At 70.7% G+C, this 15,648-nt stretch carries 13 protein-coding genes; 6 read left to right on the top strand and 7 right to left on the bottom strand.

The window, feature by feature from the left end:
- Positions 1-596 precede the first annotated feature (596 nt).
- Positions 597-1,406 (bottom strand): ParA family protein, encoded by an 810-nt coding sequence (locus tag VF584_08480; GenBank protein HEX8210210.1) that lies wholly within the window; start codon positions 1,404-1,406, stop codon positions 597-599.
- 370 nt (positions 1,407-1,776) lie between these two features.
- Between VF584_08480 and VF584_08475 the strand changes: the two genes are divergently transcribed.
- Both VF584_08475 and VF584_08470 read left to right on the top strand, forming a co-directional pair.
- Positions 1,777-1,953, top strand: a complete 177-nt coding sequence (locus VF584_08475; protein ID HEX8210209.1) for a hypothetical protein — start codon at positions 1,777-1,779, stop codon at positions 1,951-1,953.
- 136 nt (positions 1,954-2,089) lie between these two features.
- A complete protein-coding gene (locus VF584_08470) occupies positions 2,090-2,359 on the top strand; it encodes a hypothetical protein (GenBank protein ID HEX8210208.1) in 270 nt (89 codons plus the stop codon).
- Positions 2,360-2,466: 107 nt separating this feature from the next.
- Here the strand turns inward: VF584_08470 and VF584_08465 are convergent, their stop codons facing one another.
- The 5 genes from VF584_08465 to VF584_08445 form a co-directional block, all read right to left on the bottom strand.
- Complete coding sequence (locus tag VF584_08465) at positions 2,467-2,880, bottom strand: hypothetical protein (protein ID HEX8210207.1); 414 nt, start codon at positions 2,878-2,880, stop codon at positions 2,467-2,469.
- A 58-nt stretch (positions 2,881-2,938) separates the two neighbouring features.
- Positions 2,939-3,250: a hypothetical protein gene (locus VF584_08460; protein HEX8210206.1), complete on the bottom strand. Its 312-nt coding sequence runs from the start codon at positions 3,248-3,250 to the stop codon at positions 2,939-2,941.
- A 70-nt stretch (positions 3,251-3,320) separates the two neighbouring features.
- Positions 3,321-4,091, bottom strand: a complete 771-nt coding sequence (locus VF584_08455) for a response regulator (GenBank protein HEX8210205.1) — start codon at positions 4,089-4,091, stop codon at positions 3,321-3,323.
- A gap of 18 nt (positions 4,092-4,109) precedes the next feature.
- Positions 4,110-6,800: a DNA ligase D gene (gene ligD / locus VF584_08450; GenBank protein ID HEX8210204.1), complete on the bottom strand. Its 2,691-nt coding sequence runs from the start codon at positions 6,798-6,800 to the stop codon at positions 4,110-4,112.
- 3 nt (positions 6,801-6,803) lie between these two features.
- A complete protein-coding gene (locus VF584_08445; protein ID HEX8210203.1) occupies positions 6,804-7,637 on the bottom strand; it encodes a Ku protein in 834 nt (277 codons plus the stop codon).
- Between the two features lie 262 nt (positions 7,638-7,899).
- Here VF584_08445 and VF584_08440 point away from each other — a divergent pair, with 262 nt between their 5' ends.
- From VF584_08440 to VF584_08425, 4 genes are all read left to right on the top strand, one after another.
- Positions 7,900-8,391, top strand: a complete 492-nt coding sequence (locus VF584_08440; GenBank protein ID HEX8210202.1) for a HigA family addiction module antitoxin — start codon at positions 7,900-7,902, stop codon at positions 8,389-8,391.
- Positions 8,392-8,689: 298 nt separating this feature from the next.
- Positions 8,690-9,025, top strand: a complete 336-nt coding sequence (locus tag VF584_08435) for a hypothetical protein (protein ID HEX8210201.1) — start codon at positions 8,690-8,692, stop codon at positions 9,023-9,025.
- Positions 9,022-10,116: a cell division protein FtsZ gene (gene ftsZ, locus VF584_08430; GenBank protein ID HEX8210200.1), complete on the top strand. Its 1,095-nt coding sequence runs from the start codon at positions 9,022-9,024 to the stop codon at positions 10,114-10,116. The genes VF584_08435 and ftsZ overlap by 4 nt, the downstream gene beginning before the upstream one ends.
- 172 nt (positions 10,117-10,288) lie before the next feature.
- Entirely contained in the window at positions 10,289-11,029 is a 741-nt protein-coding gene (locus VF584_08425) for a PAS domain-containing protein (GenBank protein ID HEX8210199.1), read from the top strand.
- Positions 11,030-11,498: 469 nt separating this feature from the next.
- Here VF584_08425 and glgX read toward each other — a convergent pair whose 3' ends face one another.
- Entirely contained in the window at positions 11,499-15,599 is a 4,101-nt protein-coding gene (gene glgX / locus VF584_08420; protein HEX8210198.1) for a glycogen debranching protein GlgX, read from the bottom strand.
- Positions 15,600-15,648: the final 49 nt, after the last annotated feature.

The following is a 15,648-nucleotide window of genomic DNA, read 5'->3' as shown; positions in this document are numbered from 1 at the left end:
AGGGCCCCCACCCCCGCTCGACACCTCGCGGCCCCTCCCCCAATAACTACCTGGGGGAGGGGCGTTCGCATGGATATCTGTCGGGCCCGCAATCCTGTAGGGGCGCGATTTACCGCGCCCGTGTCACGGGCTGCACCGCCGCCCGCCCTGCCCGATTCCGGTAGGGGCGGACCTGCGTGTCCGCCCTCCCTTGCCCCCCCGGACCCCCGCCCTCCGCACCGATCCCGTAGGGGCCGCCCCACGTGGCTGCCCGTGTCCTGCGCCCGCGGCCGCCCGCGTGCTCGGCCCCGCCAACCGCCATGTGCGTGCACACGGCAATCCGCCCCTTCCTTCGCTCCGCGCCGAGGGCGGTGCGAGGTCGGGGGGGCGCGAGGCCCTACACTGGGGAACACTGAACCGCACCACCCCCCGCCGCCCCCGAGACCGCTTCAGCGGTCTTCCCGTCGTTCCAGCCGGGGCTTCAGCCCCCGGTGCCCGCGGGTGCCCGCCCCGCGCGCCCCCCCGGTGCCCGCGGGTGCCCGCCTTCCGGGCTCCCCCGGTGCCCGCGCCCGTGCCCCCGCGCCCCGCGCTCCATCCCCCGGTGCCCGCGCCGATGCCTATCCCGCCCGGCTCTCCCGCCCCCGCCCCACCGGCGCCTCCATTCCATACCGCTGGATCAGCTCCACCGCGAGCGACAGGTAGCTGCGCGCCCCCGCCGACTGCGCGTCGTACGCGAGCACCGGCCGCTCGAAACTGGGCGCCTCCGCCAGGCGCACGTTGCGCGGGATGACGGTGGCGAACGTGCGCTCGCCCAGGTGCCCGCGCACCTCGGCGGCCACACTCTGCGCCAGCGAAAGCCGCCCGTCGTACATCGTGATCAACGCGCCCTCCACGCGTAGCGCGGGGTTCAGGGCCCGCACGAGCTCGATGTTCTCCAGCAGCTGCGACAACCCCTCCAGCGCAAAGAACTCCGCCTGCACCGGCACCAGCACGCTGTCCGCAGCCACCAGGGCGCCCAGGGTGAAGAGGCCCAGCGCGGGAGGGCAGTCCAGCAGCACGAAGTCGTACAGGTCGCGCACGGGGGCGAGCGCCTCGCGCAGGCGGCGCTCGCGGCCGGGGAGGTCCGCCATCTCCACCTCGGCGCCCATCAGGTGGTCGCTCGTGGGGACCACGTCCAGGAAGGCGATGTCCGGCGAGCGCACCACGGCGCTGGCCAGCGGGGCGCCGTCAAAGAGCACGCCGTAGAGCGACGAGCGGGCGGAGCCGCGCAGCGCGGCTGGAAGGAGGCCGCTGGAGGCGTTCCCCTGCGGGTCCAGGTCCACCACAAGCGTGCGCTTCTCGGCCGCGGCCAGGCTGGCGCCGAGGTTCACGGCGGTGGTCGTCTTTCCGACGCCGCCCTTCTGGTTGGCAATGGCGATGACGGGCATCGGCTCAGCGCCTCACCGGCACGAGCGGATCGCGATCGAGCATGGTCGGGTGCTCCGGAGACGGTCGGACAGGGGGGGACCGCGTGGAATTTCGCGTGGGAGGTGGCCCCTAATCTGCTTGCAGCCCCGCTGCTCCGCAAGGGTGTTTCAGAGCGCTCCAGCCCCTGTCCGGCCACCGCGCGTGGCGTGAAGGAGGGGGTGGGCACGCAACCGGTTGCGGCGCAGTCACTTGCGTGTAACGTATTGGTTTGCATAGGGTTACAAAGGGGTTGACCGGCACGGGGGCACCCACTTACTTTGGCGCTCCGGCTTCGGCACCCCCGTCGTGGCCGCCCCCGCAAGACCATCCCCCGAACCTTCGAGACCCTGAATGACGGAAGCCCGCCCAGTTGTCCTGACGCTCCCCTCCGACGTGGCGAACCGGGTGGAAGCGATCCAGCAACGGGACCCGGAGCTCGTGGCGAAGATGCTGCGATACTGCGCGATGCGGGAGACCATCTTCCAGGTGCTGGCTCGGGACGTCCCGCAAACAAAAGTCTTGACCTAGTGGCCCGCGGGCCGCACAGTTGACGCACGCGCGTCCCGGTCCGCCTACAACCCCGTCCTGCATGGCGCAGGAACCTGCTCTCCGGATCAAATATCTCGACTGGTGCTCGGCGAAAATCGCCGAGCACATTTTCGCGTTGGATCCGGACGGCTTCTGGCTCCTGGCGCAGCGTGCGGGCGAAGCCTCCCGCGTTCCCGCCGCCGTGGCGGCCCCGGCGTGGGGCGGCGACGAGATCGTGGAGACGCTGGTGGGCACCGGCGAGTCCGCCGACCGCCTCCGCGAGCTGATCCTGGCCGTGCACCGCGAGCTGAACCTTCCCGGCCCCGACGAGTGGAGCGCGCTGTACGCCGCCAACCCCGCCACGTACGACCGCGAGATCCTCGGCTTCCGCCCGCCGCGCGCCTGAAGAACAGCCTCACACAGAGACACAGAGGGCACGGAAAGAACCGCAAAGGAGGTTCTTTCCGTGCCTTTCCGTTTTCCTCCGTGCCCTCTGTGTGACGCCCTGCGATGTCAGGACGCGCGCCGCCGCATGCGGTGCATCACCCACGCCTTGAGCTGCGCCTCGTCCGGGCGGGGATGGCCGCGCTCGGTGAGCCACTCGGCCATCCAGGCGGCGAACATGGGCGGCAGGTGGCGGCGGGGGACGTACTGCGCGCCGTCGGCCACGCTGAAGCCCTGCGTCGGCTCCGGCTCCGCGACGTCGCCGGGGCGCAGCAGGCGCAGCGCGCGCGAGCGGCCGGGGGTGCGCAGGATGTAGCCCTTCTCCTGCAGCGTGTTCAGGTGCTCGGCCACGGTGGAGATGGCGCGGTAGCTGAAACGCTCCGCCACCTCCTCGTGGCTGGGAGCGTACCCTTTCTCTTCCAGGTATTCCCGCAGGTAGCCCAGTATCTCCACCTGCCGGCGGGTGAGCGGTTCCATGTCCATGCCCCGCTGTGGGTTGCCGCGCGCGTTCATGTGCGCCGGCCCTCTCGTTTCCGTCCGTTCAGCCCGTGCGCTCCACGATCATCAGGCTCCCCGCCGGCCACACCGCCAGCGTGGGGTGCTCGTCGTCCGCCCGGCCGCGCACCAGGCGGTGGAAGCGGCCCTCGTCCGCCGGGTGGAAGTGGAAGGTGAGCGCGTGGTCCTCGAAGACGCGAAACCAGCGCACCCAATCCGCCTCAGCCACCGGCGTGTACGGATCGAAGTCGATGCGGAGCGGTCCCTCGGCGCCGTTCGCGAAGGCCGGGGCGCCGCCACGCTCCTCCATCCAGAGCCGGATCTCGACCGGATCGCGAGTCCTCCTCGGACCTCTCATCCCGCACCTCCAATTACGTCGGCTGTTCACCTTCCGCCCGGCCGCACGTTCGGCATCGGGCGCACTGTGCTCACCCCGTGCGGCGCAGCGATGCCAGGTTCTTGAGCCGCTCGATCCGCCTGCGCAGCGCATCGGGGCGGCGCGCCAGCCAGGGGAAGGCATCCTCCAGGGCGAAGGCGAGCACGCCCGGCACGTCCTCGAAACCGAGCTCCAGCGCCTGCTGCACCGTGCACACGTACTCCACCACCACGTCGTCACCGTCACGCAGCTGGTGGTGGCGGATCCCCAGCCAGCGCAGCTCGGAGAGGATGTTGGCCAGCACCTCCGCGTTCAGCGGGTTCGCCTCCACGCGCGTGCGGGCGGGGAAGGGGGTGTCCAGCCGAACCAGCTCCGCGGCGCGGGGGCCGTCCAGCGGCACCGCACTGCGTCCCGCCCCGAAGCGCCGCTCCATCAGCCGCACCACCTCGGCGAGGATGCGCTGCGGGTCCGCCGGCTTCACCAGGCAGCCGTCGTAGTGGGCGGTGCCCGAGTGCGCGGCCTCGGAGTCGGCGGTCAGGCGCAGGGCGAGGGTGCCGGTGCACCCCGGCTCGCGGCGAAGCTCCTCCAGGAGGCGCGGGGCCGCGGGGTCGGGAAGGTCCACGATCACCAGGTCCGGGAACCACTCCACCGAGAGCCGCACCGCTTCCTCCTCCGTGCGCGCCTCCACCGCCTCGTAGCGGTTGCGCTGGAGGAGGAGACGGAGTCCCGTGCGGATCACCTCGTTCTCCGAGACGACCAGCACGCACCCCGGCGCGGTCGCGTCCATCCACGCCTCCCTCACCCCTGCTTCGAAGTCGATCATCGTCCGCTCCTCGCGGTATCAGGCGGCCGGCGCGGCGCGCAGGAAGCGCCGCAGCGGGATGGGCCGCTTCATCGCCGGGCCCCACAGGTCTCCGCGCTCCGCCAGCCGCGCGGGGAGGGTGCGCAGGGTGAAGGCGTGCAGGTCCAGATCGTCGGTCAGCTCGTCCCAGCTCAGAGGGGTGGAGACGGTGCCGCCCGGCTTGGCGCGGACGGCGTACACCCCCGCCACCGTCTTCCCCAGGATGTTCTGGAGGTAGTCCACGTACACGGTGCCGCGGGGGCGCCGCTTCACCATCCGCTCGACGGTCGCGATCCTGGGCGCGCGCCCGGCCACGCGCGTGGCGATGAACTGCGCCAGAAGCGTGGAGGTCTCCAGCGGCGTGCGCGGCGGGAGCGGGAGGTAGATGTGCAGCCCGCTGGAGCCCGACGTCTTGAGCGCCCCGTGCAGCCCCGCGCGATCCAGCTCCTGCTTGACCAGCCGCGCCACCTCGACGACGGTCTGGAAGTCGGTCCCCTCGCCCGGGTCCAGGTCCAGGATCGAGTAGTCGGCGTAGTCCAGACCGTCAACCCGCGAGTGCCAGGGGTCGTACGAGATGGCGCCGAGCTGCACCGTGTAGAGGAGCGTGGCCAGGTCGCCGCCGATCAGGCGCCGCTTCAGGTCGCCGTCCGGTTCGCGGATCGTCTCCACGCGCACCCCCTCCGGCGTGTCCGCGTCGGGGGTCTGCTGGTAGAAGGCCTGCCCCTCGATGCCGTTGGGGAAGCGGCGCAGCACCAGCGGCCGGTCCTTCATGGCGGGGAGGATGTAGCGCGCCGTCTCCGCGTAGTAGCGCAGCAGGTCGCCCTTGGTGATGCCGTCCGCGGGGAAGTAGACCTTGCCCAGGTTGCTGACGGAGAGCTGCTTCCCTTTCCCCAGCGCCACCACGCCGTCGCCGCCCTCGCGCTCGATGGCGTCGAGCCGTTCCGCCACGGAGCCCGCCGGGTGCCGCGGAGCCGGGGCGCTACGCTCCGGCGCCTGGTCCGCGGCGGAGACGCGGGCGTCCGGCTCGCGCACCACGGAGCGCGGATCCTTGTCGTCGCGGAAACCGAGGAAGACGGGCTGGCGCAGCTTTCCCGCGGAGGTCCACTCGTTGAAGCGGATCTCCACCACCAGCTTCGGCGTCACCCAGTGCGCCTTCTCATTGGTGGCGGGCTTCTCCACAAAGGGCGACGTCTTGCGCTCCAGCGGCTTCATCCGCCGCGCGGCGTCGGCCAAACCCTTTTGATCGAACCCCGTGCCGGTGTGCCCCGCGTAGACGAAGCGCCCCTCCGAGTCGTAGTAGCCCAGGAGGAGCGCCCCCACGTGCTGCCGCGAGTTGCGGGGCTCCGTCCATCCGCCGACGACCAGCTCCTGGCGGTTCTCCAGCTTCAGCTTGACCCAGTCGCGCGACCGCTTCCCGGCCGCGTAGCCGCTGGAGGTCCGCTTGGCGACCAGACCCTCCCACCCGCCGGCGCGGGCGCGCGACATCATCTCGTCCACGTCCGCCGAGCTCTCGCCCAGCCGCAGCACGTCGGTGGCGCGGCCCTCGAGCAGCTCCTCCAGCGCCACGCGCCGCTCGCTCCACGGCTCGCGCAGCAGGGGGCGCGTGCCGTCCAGCAGCAGGTCGAAGGCGACCAGCGCCGCCGGCTCCCGGGCGGAGCTGTTGGCGATGTCGCGGTCGTTGGTCAGGTGCATGCGCCCCTGCAGCGACTCGAAGCGCACCACCTCGCCGTTGCGCACGCCGATCAGCTCGCCGTCCAGCACCACGTCGCGCCCCAGCTCCTGGCGGAAGGCGAGGAGCGCCTCCACGACTTCGGGAAACTGGCGCGCCTTGTCGTTGCCGTTGCGCGTGACCAGCGCCGCCGTCCCGTTCCCCACGAAGGCGAGCACGCGGATTCCGTCGTACTTCGGCTCGAAGGTCCACCCCTCGCCGCCCGGCACCGTGCCCCCGGCGGAGGAGGCGAGCATGGGGAGCACGACGGGCCGCGGCGCGGCGGCGGAGCCTGGTTGTGGAGGAGGTGTCGCACTGGTGGCACGATTGGAGCGCCACACACGGCGGCCTCCACGGCCGGAGGCGATCTCCTCCATGGTCCGGCCCGTCTCCACCGAAGTGTCGTACTCCGCGGCGGGGTCCAGCCCGTCGCCGGAGTGGTCGTCGCGGTGCTTGATGAGGAGCCACTGCGGCTTCGACCCGTTCTCGCCGCGGCGCGTGCGCACCAGGGCGTAGGAGCCGCGCAGCCGCTCGCCGTGGAAGGTGATGTCGAGCTTCCCCTTTTTGTGCTGTGCGGCGAGGAACTCCTCGGGGTCTTCGTTGGGGAGCACGTCGTCCGCGGTGTAGGTGCCGCGGTCCCACAGCATCACGGTGCCGCCGCCATACTCGCCGGCCGGGATCGTCCCCTCGAAGCTGTTGTACTCCATGGGGTGGTCCTCCACCTCCACGGCCAGGCGGCGGTCCGCCGGGTCGCCGGAGGGGCCCTTGGGCACGGCCCAGCTCTTCATCACCCCGCCCAGCTCCAGCCGCAGGTCGAAGTGCAGGTGGCTGGCCGCGTGCTTCTGGACCACGAAGCCCAGCCCGGCCGCCTTCTTCTTCCGCGCACGCGCGCCGCGCGGCTCCGGAGTCTTGCCGAAGTCGCGCTTGGCCTGGTACTCGGCCAGGTCGCCCGCGGGCGCGGAGGTGCGGCGGGGCTTCGCCATGGGCTACGCCGACTTCCGCTTCTTGGGAGCCGCCGCCGCCTTCTTCTTGGCCGCCGCGGGCTTGGACGACTCCTTGATGCTCTCCTGCAGGCGCGCCATCAGGTCGATGACGCCCGAGGTGTCGGGCTCGTCCGCCTCGGCCAGCGAGGGCTTCTGGCCCTTGAGCTTGGCCTGGATCACCTCCATCAGGCTCTCGCTGTAGACGTCGCGGAACTTGCCGGGATCGAAGGGCTCGCTCAGGTTCTCCACGAGCTGCTCCGCCATCTTCAGCTCCTGCGGGCGCAGGTCCTTGACCTCGGGGATGCGCAGCTCGCGCACGTCCACCAGCTCGCGCTCGTAGCGCATCAGCTCCAGCACCAGCGCGTCGCCCACCGCCTTGAGGCCGGCCAGGTGCGTCTTCTTGCGCAGCACGAAGCTGCCTACGCCGATCGACCCCGTGCGCTCCATCGTCTGGCGCAGGAGGACGTACGCCTTCTCGCCGCCCGGCATGGGAGCCAGGTAGTAGGGCTTGTCGAAGTAGCGTGGATCGACGTCGTCCTCCTTCACGAACGCCGCGATCTCGAACGAGCGCGAGGTGGCGCGCTCGGCCTGCTCCAGCTCCTCGTCGGAGATGACGATGTACTTTCCCTTCTCGTACTCGTATCCTTTGACGATCTCGTCGGCCGGCACCTCCTTCCCCTCGCGCTCGCAGACCTTCTTGTAGCGGATCCGCGACTTGTCCTTGGCGTGGAGCTGGTTGAAGCTGATCCCGCTGTGCTCGCGCACCGCGCTGTGCAGCGTCACCGGTATGGTCACCAGACCGAAGCTGATGGCGCCCTTCCAGATCGTGGTCGGCATCTCGTGCCATGCGTGCAATGTTTTACGGCGGGCGGGTTGGACCGCCGGGGGAGGGCCCCAAAGGCACGTCGCGTGCCGTAGCAGATGATGTAAACACCTCACTGACAACGAGTTAGGTGTAAGCAGACAGCTTACAGGGGCGTTGCAAGGCTGTGCGGGAGCGGGATTTCGGGGCGCCTGTGGGGGCCACTCCGCGCCGCGGTCCGGGTCTTGCCCCTGGCGTAAAGCCCTGTCTGGACCCACAACCCGACGCACACCTCCCATGACTAGCATCGCCACTTCGGCCGTGGAGCCCCGCCGCCCCGGCCAGCTTCTGAAAGAAGAGTTCATCGACCGCGACCCGGCGCTCACGCAGGGGCGCGTCGCGCTGGGGATGGGCGTCTCTCGCCCGCACCTGAACGACCTGCTGAACAAGCGGGAGAAGCGGGTGACGGCGGAGATGGCGCTGCGGCTGGCGCGCTTCTTTGGCACGCGCGCGGAGAGCTGGCTCTACGCGCAGGCGGATTGGGACCTGCACACCGCCCGCTCCGACCGCCGCCTCACGGCGCAGGTGGAGCGCATCATCCCGTGGTATCGCGAGAACGGCCCCATCTTCCGCCACCCCGCCGAGTCCGCCGCCGCCGCCACCGACCTGGTGTCGCCGATGAAGCGCGAGGAGATCGCGCAGCGCGTACGCGACCGCGTGGGTGCCCGCCGCGCGTCGGAGCGGCGCAAGATCGACCCGTCGACGATCCGCTTTCCGCGCAGCGCGTGACAACTGCTGGTCTCACGCCGGAGCCGCGGAGCCGCAGCGAAGACAAAAGACGAAAGCCTCACACAGAGAACACAGAAGGAACAGAAAGCCACAGAGGAAAACAGCCGCACTCCTCTTCTTCTGTCCTTCCTCTGTGTCTCTGTGTGAGCCAGCAGTTGAAGGTTTGTCAGGCTTGTGCACCACGTCTAAGTAGCACATTGTGACTCACGCTCATGCCTTTCGCGCCACGTGTAGTACGCAATCGCGTGCTACTCTCCCGCACCATCCCCGCTCCAGCACCCCCTCCGCACCGGGCGCCATGATCCGGACCGTGCAGCTTCCCTCGCACTTCTACCTCGCCCGTGCGTCCGTGCCGGGCGGCGAGCCGCGCGACCTTCCGCCGTGGGACGACGCCCGCGACTACGTGACTGACGGCGCCCGCTACGGAGTGCGCTTCGAGAACGGCGACGTGCTCTGGTTTCCAGGCTCCGACCGCTTCCGCGTGGAAGAGCTGCGCGCCGATTTCGCGGGAACCGACCTTGATGCCATCGTGAACGGATTGCGCGCCTACATCGCCGACGACGAACGCCTGCGCGCCCTGTGGGAGGGCGACCTCACCGCACTCGACCGCCTGCGCGCGGAGGAAGCCCGATGAAGTTCGAGTACATCGACCAGGAGCCCGGCGCCCGCATGCTGGTGGTGGGCGTGGGCGGCGGCGGCGGGAACGCCGTCAACCGCATGATCCAGGAGCAGCTGGAAGGGGTGGAGTTCATCACGGTGAACACCGACGCCCAGGCGCTGGCCAGGTGCCGATCCGACGTGCGCATCCAGATCGGGCGGAAGCTGACGCGCGGGCTGGGCGCCGGCGCGCGCCCCGAGGTGGGCCGTGGCGCGCTGGAGGAGAACGCCGACGACGTGCGCAAGGCGCTCGAGGGCGCGGACCTGGTGTTCGTGACCGCGGGGATGGGTGGCGGCACCGGCACCGGCGCCGGCCCCGGCATCGCCGAGATCGCGCGCGAGATGGGGGCGCTCACGGTGGCCGTCGTCACCAAGCCCTTCCTGTTCGAGGGGAAGCGGCGGATGAAGCACGCCGAGGAGGGGCTCGAAGCCCTGGCGCGCGCCGCAGACACGCTGGTCGTGGTCCCCAACGAGCGGCTCCTCTCCATCGTGGGGAAGGGGACTTCGTTCGCGGACGCGCTCAAGAAGGCGGACGAGGTGCTGCTGCACGCCACGCAGGGGATCTCGGACCTGATCCGCGTGACGGGCGAGGTGAACGTGGACTTCGCCGACGTGCGCACGGTGATGAGCAACCGCGGCACGGCGCTGATGGGCACCGGCTTCGGGCGCGGCGAGAACCGCGCGGTCGACGCGGCGCAGGAGGCGATCTCGTCGCCGCTGCTGGACAACATCTCCGTACGGGGCGCGGCCGGCGTGCTCATCAACATCACCGGCGGGCCGGACCTGTCGCTGGACGACGTGAGCACCGTCTCCTCCACCATCCAGGAGGCCGCCGGCGACCAGGCGGAGATCATCTTCGGCACCGTGCACGACCCGCGCATGGGCGACGAGGTGCGCGTGACCGTGATCGCGACGGGCTTCGAGAAGCTGGCCAAGGAGCCGCCCGTCGTTACCCACCAGGGGCTGGGGGGGCTGGGGCCGCTCGGCCGCAAGCACACCGCGCCGCCGGCCGACGCCGCGCCGGACATGACCAAGCCGACCTTCCTGCGGCGCAACTTCGGGGCGTGAACGGCGGTTTCACACAGAGACGCAGAGGGGCACGGAAAGAACGGCAGGAGTGTTTTCTCTGCTGCTTCTGGTTTTCCTCCGTGTTCTCTGTGTGAGCTAAGCAGTAACACGGCGTGGCGAAATGCGAGCGCGTGATTCGAGTGGCCGATATCTTGCCGACGAATCCGTCCACATGAGCCAAGAAACCGAGAGCGAAGGGAGTGGTGGGCCGCGGTGGCCGCACGCCAGCGAGGAAGCGGAGCGCGCGGCGGCGTTCGAGCGCGGGCGGCAGCGGCGGCTGGGCGGCGCGGAAGGGGCGAGGCGCGAGGCGATCCGCGAGAAGGTGCGCGCGGGGAACCCCGCCCTCGCCGCGCTCGCCGAGAACGTGCGCGACTACGCGATCTTCCTCCTGAACCCAGACGGCGTCATCGTCTACTGGGGCGAGGGCGCCCACCTGATGAAGTGGTGGACCCGCGAGGAGGCGGAGGGCGCGCACCTCCGTTTCCTTTACCCCGAGGGCGGCGCGGAAGACGGCACGGCCGAGGAGCACATCCGCGAGTCCGCCGAGAGCGGCGAGTACGTGGGCGAGGGGCAGCGGGTGCGGCGCGACGGCTCCACCTTCTGGGCCAACGTCACGCTGACCGCGCTCCGGGATCCCGGCGGGGAGCTGTTCGGCTACTGCAAGGTTACGCGCGACATGACCGCGCGCCGCGCGCTGGAGACCTCCCTCGCCGCCGCCAACTCCGCGCAGAGTGCCCGTGACGCGGCGCTGAAGCTTGCCGACGAGGCGGAAGCCGCGCGCGTGCGTGCCGAGGAGGCGGCGGAGTTCGAGCGCGAGCACTCCCGGGGCTCGCGCGAGTACATCACGCGCGTGCTGGAGCCGGAGCTCGCCGACGAGCGCGCCCGCCGCGCCCGGGCGGAGGGCGGGGAGTAGGGGCAGGCCCCCTCCCCGCTCGTTCCTCGCTGCCCCTCCCCCAATAACTACCTGGGGGAGGGGCGGTTGGCGTGTATCCGTGCGAGGGTATGTGGCGAGTGAACTCGCGGCAACAACAGCACAAAGTCCGCCTTCGCGGACTCGGGGGTGAGATCCGTCCGATCATCCAGGTCCCAGCGCCGCCTCACCCGTGCCCGCCCGACGCCGCTCGCGGAGCGCCCCGCGACTGGTAGGGGCAGATCTGCGTGTCTGCCCACCCCCGCCCTCGCAACGACTCTTGCCCCTCCGCACCGATCCGGTAGGGGCTGCCCCACGTGGCTGCCCGTGCGTCGCCAGGTGCCGCCGCCCGCTTCCAGGACCGAACACCGGGTTTATCGAGCCGGCTTCAGCCACCCGCCGAAACACCCCCTCCCCCAGGCAGTTTTGAGAGAGGGGGATGCGCCGCGGAGCGGCGCTGGGGGTGGGGGCCCTACCCCTCCAGCACCACCGCCCCCGCTCCGCGCATCTCCAGCCGCCCCTCGCGGGAGAGCGTTGCCAGCTCGCCCTCCGCCTCACCGCCGAAGCGCGCTTCCTCGGTCGAGAGCAGCAGCCGCCAGCCCGCTTCCGGGCGCGTCTCGTAGAGCGCGGCGAGGTCGGCGGTGAGGAAGCCGCCAAAGGAGGCGATCACCATCAGGTCGGGCTCGCCCGCGGCGCCGCGGCGGCGCAGGGCCACGCCGTCTTCGCCGAGGGCGGCGACCGTGAAGTCCTCTCGGCCGCGGCGGCGGAGGGCGGGGTGCTCGCGGCGCAGGCGCAGGAGCGTGCGGTAGAGCGCCAGAATGCCGGCGTGCGGCGGGCGCTCGCGCTCGTCCCAGCGCAGGCGCGAGCGCTCAAACGTCGCGGGCGACTGCGGGTCCGGGATGCGCTCGCGGTTCGCCGGGTCGCTGAAGGCGGAGAACGACTTGAACTCGTTGCGCCGCCCCTCCGTCACCAGCTTGCCCAGCTCCTCCGGGTGGTCCGTGAAGTACTGGAAGGGCGACGACGCGGCCCACTCCTGCCCCATCCACAGCATCGGCGTGTAGGGGGAGAGGAGGAGGAGCGCGCTGGCGGCGCGGTAGGCGGGGAGCCCCACCACGTCGTGCAGCCGGTCGCCCAGCGGTCGGTTCCCCACCTGGTCGTGGTTCTGGATGCAGTGAACGAACGCGCGCGGCGGAAGATCCGCGGCCGGCGTGCCGCGCTCCTCGCCCCGATGCTCGGCGAGCTGCCCCTCGAAGTACCACCCCTTTTGCAGCGTGTCCGCCAGGTCCGCGGCGCTGCCGGTGAAGTCCGCGAAGTAGCTCTCGCGGTCGCCGGCCGTGCGGACGCGCACCTGGTGGTGGAAGTCGTCCGCCCAGACGCCGTCCAGCCCCAGCCCGCCCTCGGCCGTGGGGGTCACGACCTGGCGCTCGTTGCGGTCATCCTCGGCGATCAGCACGAAGTGGCGGCCGGGGACGGAGGCGCGCGCCCGCTCCGCCAGCTCGGTGAGGACGTGGCGCGGGGAGTCGTCCATGATGGCGTGCGTGGCGTCCAGGCGCAGCCCGTCCACGTGGTACTCGACGGCCCAGTGCTCGGCGTTCTGGATGACGAACTCGCGCATCGCGGCGCTCCCCTCGCCGTCGTAGTTGACGGCGGCGCCCCAGGGGGTCTGGTGCGCTTCATTGAAGACTTTGCCGCTGGTGAATGCGGGAAGGTAGTTCCCCTCCGGCCCGAAGTGGTTGTAGACCACGTCCATCACCACGGCCAGGCCGCGCGCGTGCGCCGCGTCCACCAGCCGACGCAGCCCTTCCGGCCCGCCGTACGGCGCCGCCGGGGCAAAGAGCCCCACCCCGTCGTACCCCCAGTTGCGCGCGCCGGGGAAGGTGGCCACCGGCATCGGCTCGATCGCCGTCACGCCGAGCTCCACCAGGTCGTCCAGACGGCGGACCAGCGCGTCGAAGGTCCCCTCCTCGGTGATCGTCCCCACATGCAGCTCGTAGATGACCATCTCCTCCAGCGGCATCCCCTTCCACTCCGCGTCCGTCCAGCGAAAGGCGTTCGGGTCCACCACCTCGGACGGGCCGTGCACCCCCTCCGGCTGGGCGCGGCTGGCGGGGTCGGGAAAGGTGTCGCCGCCGTCCAGGCGCAGCTTGTAGCGGGCGCCCGCGCCCACTCCCTCCACGAACGCGCTCCAGTAGCCCTCGCCCTCCGCCTCCATCGGCACGATGCGCTCGGCGTCGGGGCCGTAGAGCACCACGTCCATCGTCCCGTGGCCCGGCGCCCACACGCGGAACCGCGTTCCGTTCTCTTCGACGCTCGCCCCGATGGGGAGCGTGTATACGTCCACTGCGCTCACTTTGTCTCCGGTTCGCTCCTCGTTCGACTCGCACAGCACCACCATCGAGCGCCCCTCCAGCGTGAGGGTGTCGCAGTCCCGGTAGTTCCGGCTCCCCTCCTCCAGCTCCGGCTCGTTCGTGTCCAGCACCACCGTCCACCCCCTCGCCGGCCCCACGTCGGGGAGGGTGAAGTCGATCCCCCCGCCGTCCGCGTTGAAGAGGAGCAGAAAGGTGTCGTCGGACACGCGCTTGCCCTGCTCATCCCACTCCTCCATCTCGCCGCCCAGCACCATCCCGAAGCAGCGCACGAAGCCGGCGTTCCATTCCTCGTCGGTCATCTCGCGGCCGTCGGGGCGCACCCAGGTGACGTCCTTGACGTCCGACCCGCGGATGCCGCGCCCCCGGAAGAACTTGCGGCGCCGGAAGGTGGGGTGCTCCCGCCGCAGCTTCGCCACCCGGCGGGTGAACTCCAGCATGGTGCGGTCGGCCGCGGTGAGATCCCAATCGATCCAGGAGATCTCGTTGTCCTGGCAATACGCGTTGTTGTTGCCGCGCTGCGTGCGACCCATCTCGTCGCCTCCGCAAATCATGGGCACCCCCTGTGACAGGAGCATGGTAGCCATGAAGTTGCGCTTCTGCCGCTCGCGGGCGCGCAGGATGTCCGGCCGGTCGGTGGGCCCCTCGACGCCGAAGTTGAACGACCGGTTGTCGTCCGCGCCGTCGCGGTTCCCCTCGCCGTTCTCCTCGTTGTGCTTGTGGTTGTACGACACCAGGTCGTGCAGCGTGAAGCCGTCGTGCGCCGTGACGAAGTTGATGGAGGCGTGGGGGCGGCGCCCGTCGCTCTCGTACAGGTCGCTGCTGCCGGTGATGCGGTAGCCCAGCTCGCCCAGGGTGCCCGGCTCGCCGCGCCAGTACGCGCGCACGGTGTCGCGGTACTTGCCGTTCCACTCCGCCCACAGCACCGGGAAGTTCCCCACCTGGTAGCCGCCCTCGCCCACGTCCCACGGCTCCGCGATCAGCTTCACCTGGCTGATGACGGGGTCCTGGTGGATCACGTCGAAGAAGGACGACAGCCGGTCGACCGCGTGGAGCTCGCGCGCCAGGGTGGACGCGAGGTCGAAGCGGAAGCCGTCGACGTGCATCTCCTGGATCCAGTAGCGCAGCGAGTCCATCACCATCTGCAGCGTCTGCGGGTGGCGGAGGTTGAGCGAGTTCCCCGTCCCCGTGTAGTCCATGTAGAAGCGGGGGTTGTGCGGCACCAGCCGGTAGTACGTGGGGTTGTCGATCCCCTTGAACGACAGCGTCGGCCCCAGGTGGTGCCCCTCCGCCGTGTGGTTGTAGACCACGTCCAGGATCACCTCGAACCCCTCCGCGTGAAGCTGGCGCACCATCTCCTTGAACTCCTTCACCTGCTCGCCGTAGTCGCGGGCGTGCGCGTACCGCCCGTCCGGCGCGAAGTAGTTGATGGAGTTGTAGCCCCAGTAGTTCGTGAGCCCCTTCTGCTTGAGGAAGAGGTCGTCCGCGAACTCGTGGATGGGGAGGAGCTCGATGGCCGTGACGCCCAGCGACTTGAGGTGCCGGATGATGGCCGGGTGCGCCACCCCCGGGTACTTGCCGCGCAGCTCCGGCGGCACCTCCGGGTGCATCTGGGTGAGCCCCTTGACGTGCGCCTCGTAGATGACCGTCTCGTGCCAGGGGATGCGCGGCGGCTCGTCTCCCCGCCAGTCGAACGAGTCGTCCACCACCACGCCCTTGGGTATGGCGCGGTGGTCGGGCTGGTCGTCGAGCACCCAGTCCTCCCCCGGCTGCTCGAACGGGTAGGCGAAGGGGTGCCCGTCCCACCGGATCGCGCCGGCCAGCGCGCGGGCGTAGGGGTCGATCAGGAGCTTGAACGGGTTGCAGCGCTGGCCGCGCGCCACGTCGTACGGCCCGTTGACACGGAAGCCGTAAAAGGTGCCCGGCATCACCCCCGGCACGTAGCCGTGCCACACGAAAGCCGTGCGCTCGCGCAGCCGCACCGTGCGCGCGGGCTCCGGATCGTCCGGGTGGTCGAAGAGGCAGAGCTCCACCTCGTACGCCAGCTCGCTGTACACGGCGAAGTTGGTTCCCTGGCCGTCCCAGCGCGCGCCGAGCGGGTAGGGCTTGCCGGGCCAGGCGGTCTCTGCGTGCTCCAGGAACCCGGGGACCCGCTGGAACGGGGTGCTGCGGCGGGGCGGCCCCGCGGGGGTGAACGAGTCGGGCATCTGCGTGGGTCAGGACGGCGTGTGGCGGGGGCGTGCCCGCTTCTTGCGA

The organism is Longimicrobium sp. (assembly GCA_036389135.1).
Classification (GTDB): domain Bacteria; phylum Gemmatimonadota; class Gemmatimonadetes; order Longimicrobiales; family Longimicrobiaceae; genus Longimicrobium.
This window is presented reverse-complemented; position numbering and strand designations above follow the sequence as displayed.

What these genes read in the sequence shown, in the direction of transcription:
- VF584_08480 (HEX8210210.1), bottom strand. Translation starts at nt 1,406, where the DNA reads ATGCCCGTCATCGCCATTGCCAACCAGAAGGGCGGCGTCGGAAAGACG.
- VF584_08475 (HEX8210209.1), top strand. Translation starts at nt 1,777, where the DNA reads ATGACGGAAGCCCGCCCAGTTGTCCTGACGCTCCCCTCCGACGTGGCG.
- VF584_08465 (HEX8210207.1), bottom strand. Translation starts at nt 2,880, where the DNA reads ATGGACATGGAACCGCTCACCCGCCGGCAGGTGGAGATACTGGGCTAC.
- VF584_08460 (HEX8210206.1), bottom strand. Translation starts at nt 3,250, where the DNA reads ATGAGAGGTCCGAGGAGGACTCGCGATCCGGTCGAGATCCGGCTCTGG.
- VF584_08455 (HEX8210205.1), bottom strand. Translation starts at nt 4,091, where the DNA reads ATGATCGACTTCGAAGCAGGGGTGAGGGAGGCGTGGATGGACGCGACC.
- ligD (HEX8210204.1), bottom strand. Translation starts at nt 6,800, where the DNA reads ATGGCGAAGCCCCGCCGCACCTCCGCGCCCGCGGGCGACCTGGCCGAG.
- VF584_08445 (HEX8210203.1), bottom strand. Translation starts at nt 7,637, where the DNA reads ATGCCGACCACGATCTGGAAGGGCGCCATCAGCTTCGGTCTGGTGACC.
- VF584_08440 (HEX8210202.1), top strand. Translation starts at nt 7,900, where the DNA reads ATGACTAGCATCGCCACTTCGGCCGTGGAGCCCCGCCGCCCCGGCCAG.
- VF584_08435 (HEX8210201.1), top strand. Translation starts at nt 8,690, where the DNA reads ATGATCCGGACCGTGCAGCTTCCCTCGCACTTCTACCTCGCCCGTGCG.
- ftsZ (HEX8210200.1), top strand. Translation starts at nt 9,022, where the DNA reads ATGAAGTTCGAGTACATCGACCAGGAGCCCGGCGCCCGCATGCTGGTG.
- VF584_08425 (HEX8210199.1), top strand. Translation starts at nt 10,289, where the DNA reads ATGAGCCAAGAAACCGAGAGCGAAGGGAGTGGTGGGCCGCGGTGGCCG.
- glgX (HEX8210198.1), bottom strand. Translation starts at nt 15,599, where the DNA reads ATGCCCGACTCGTTCACCCCCGCGGGGCCGCCCCGCCGCAGCACCCCG.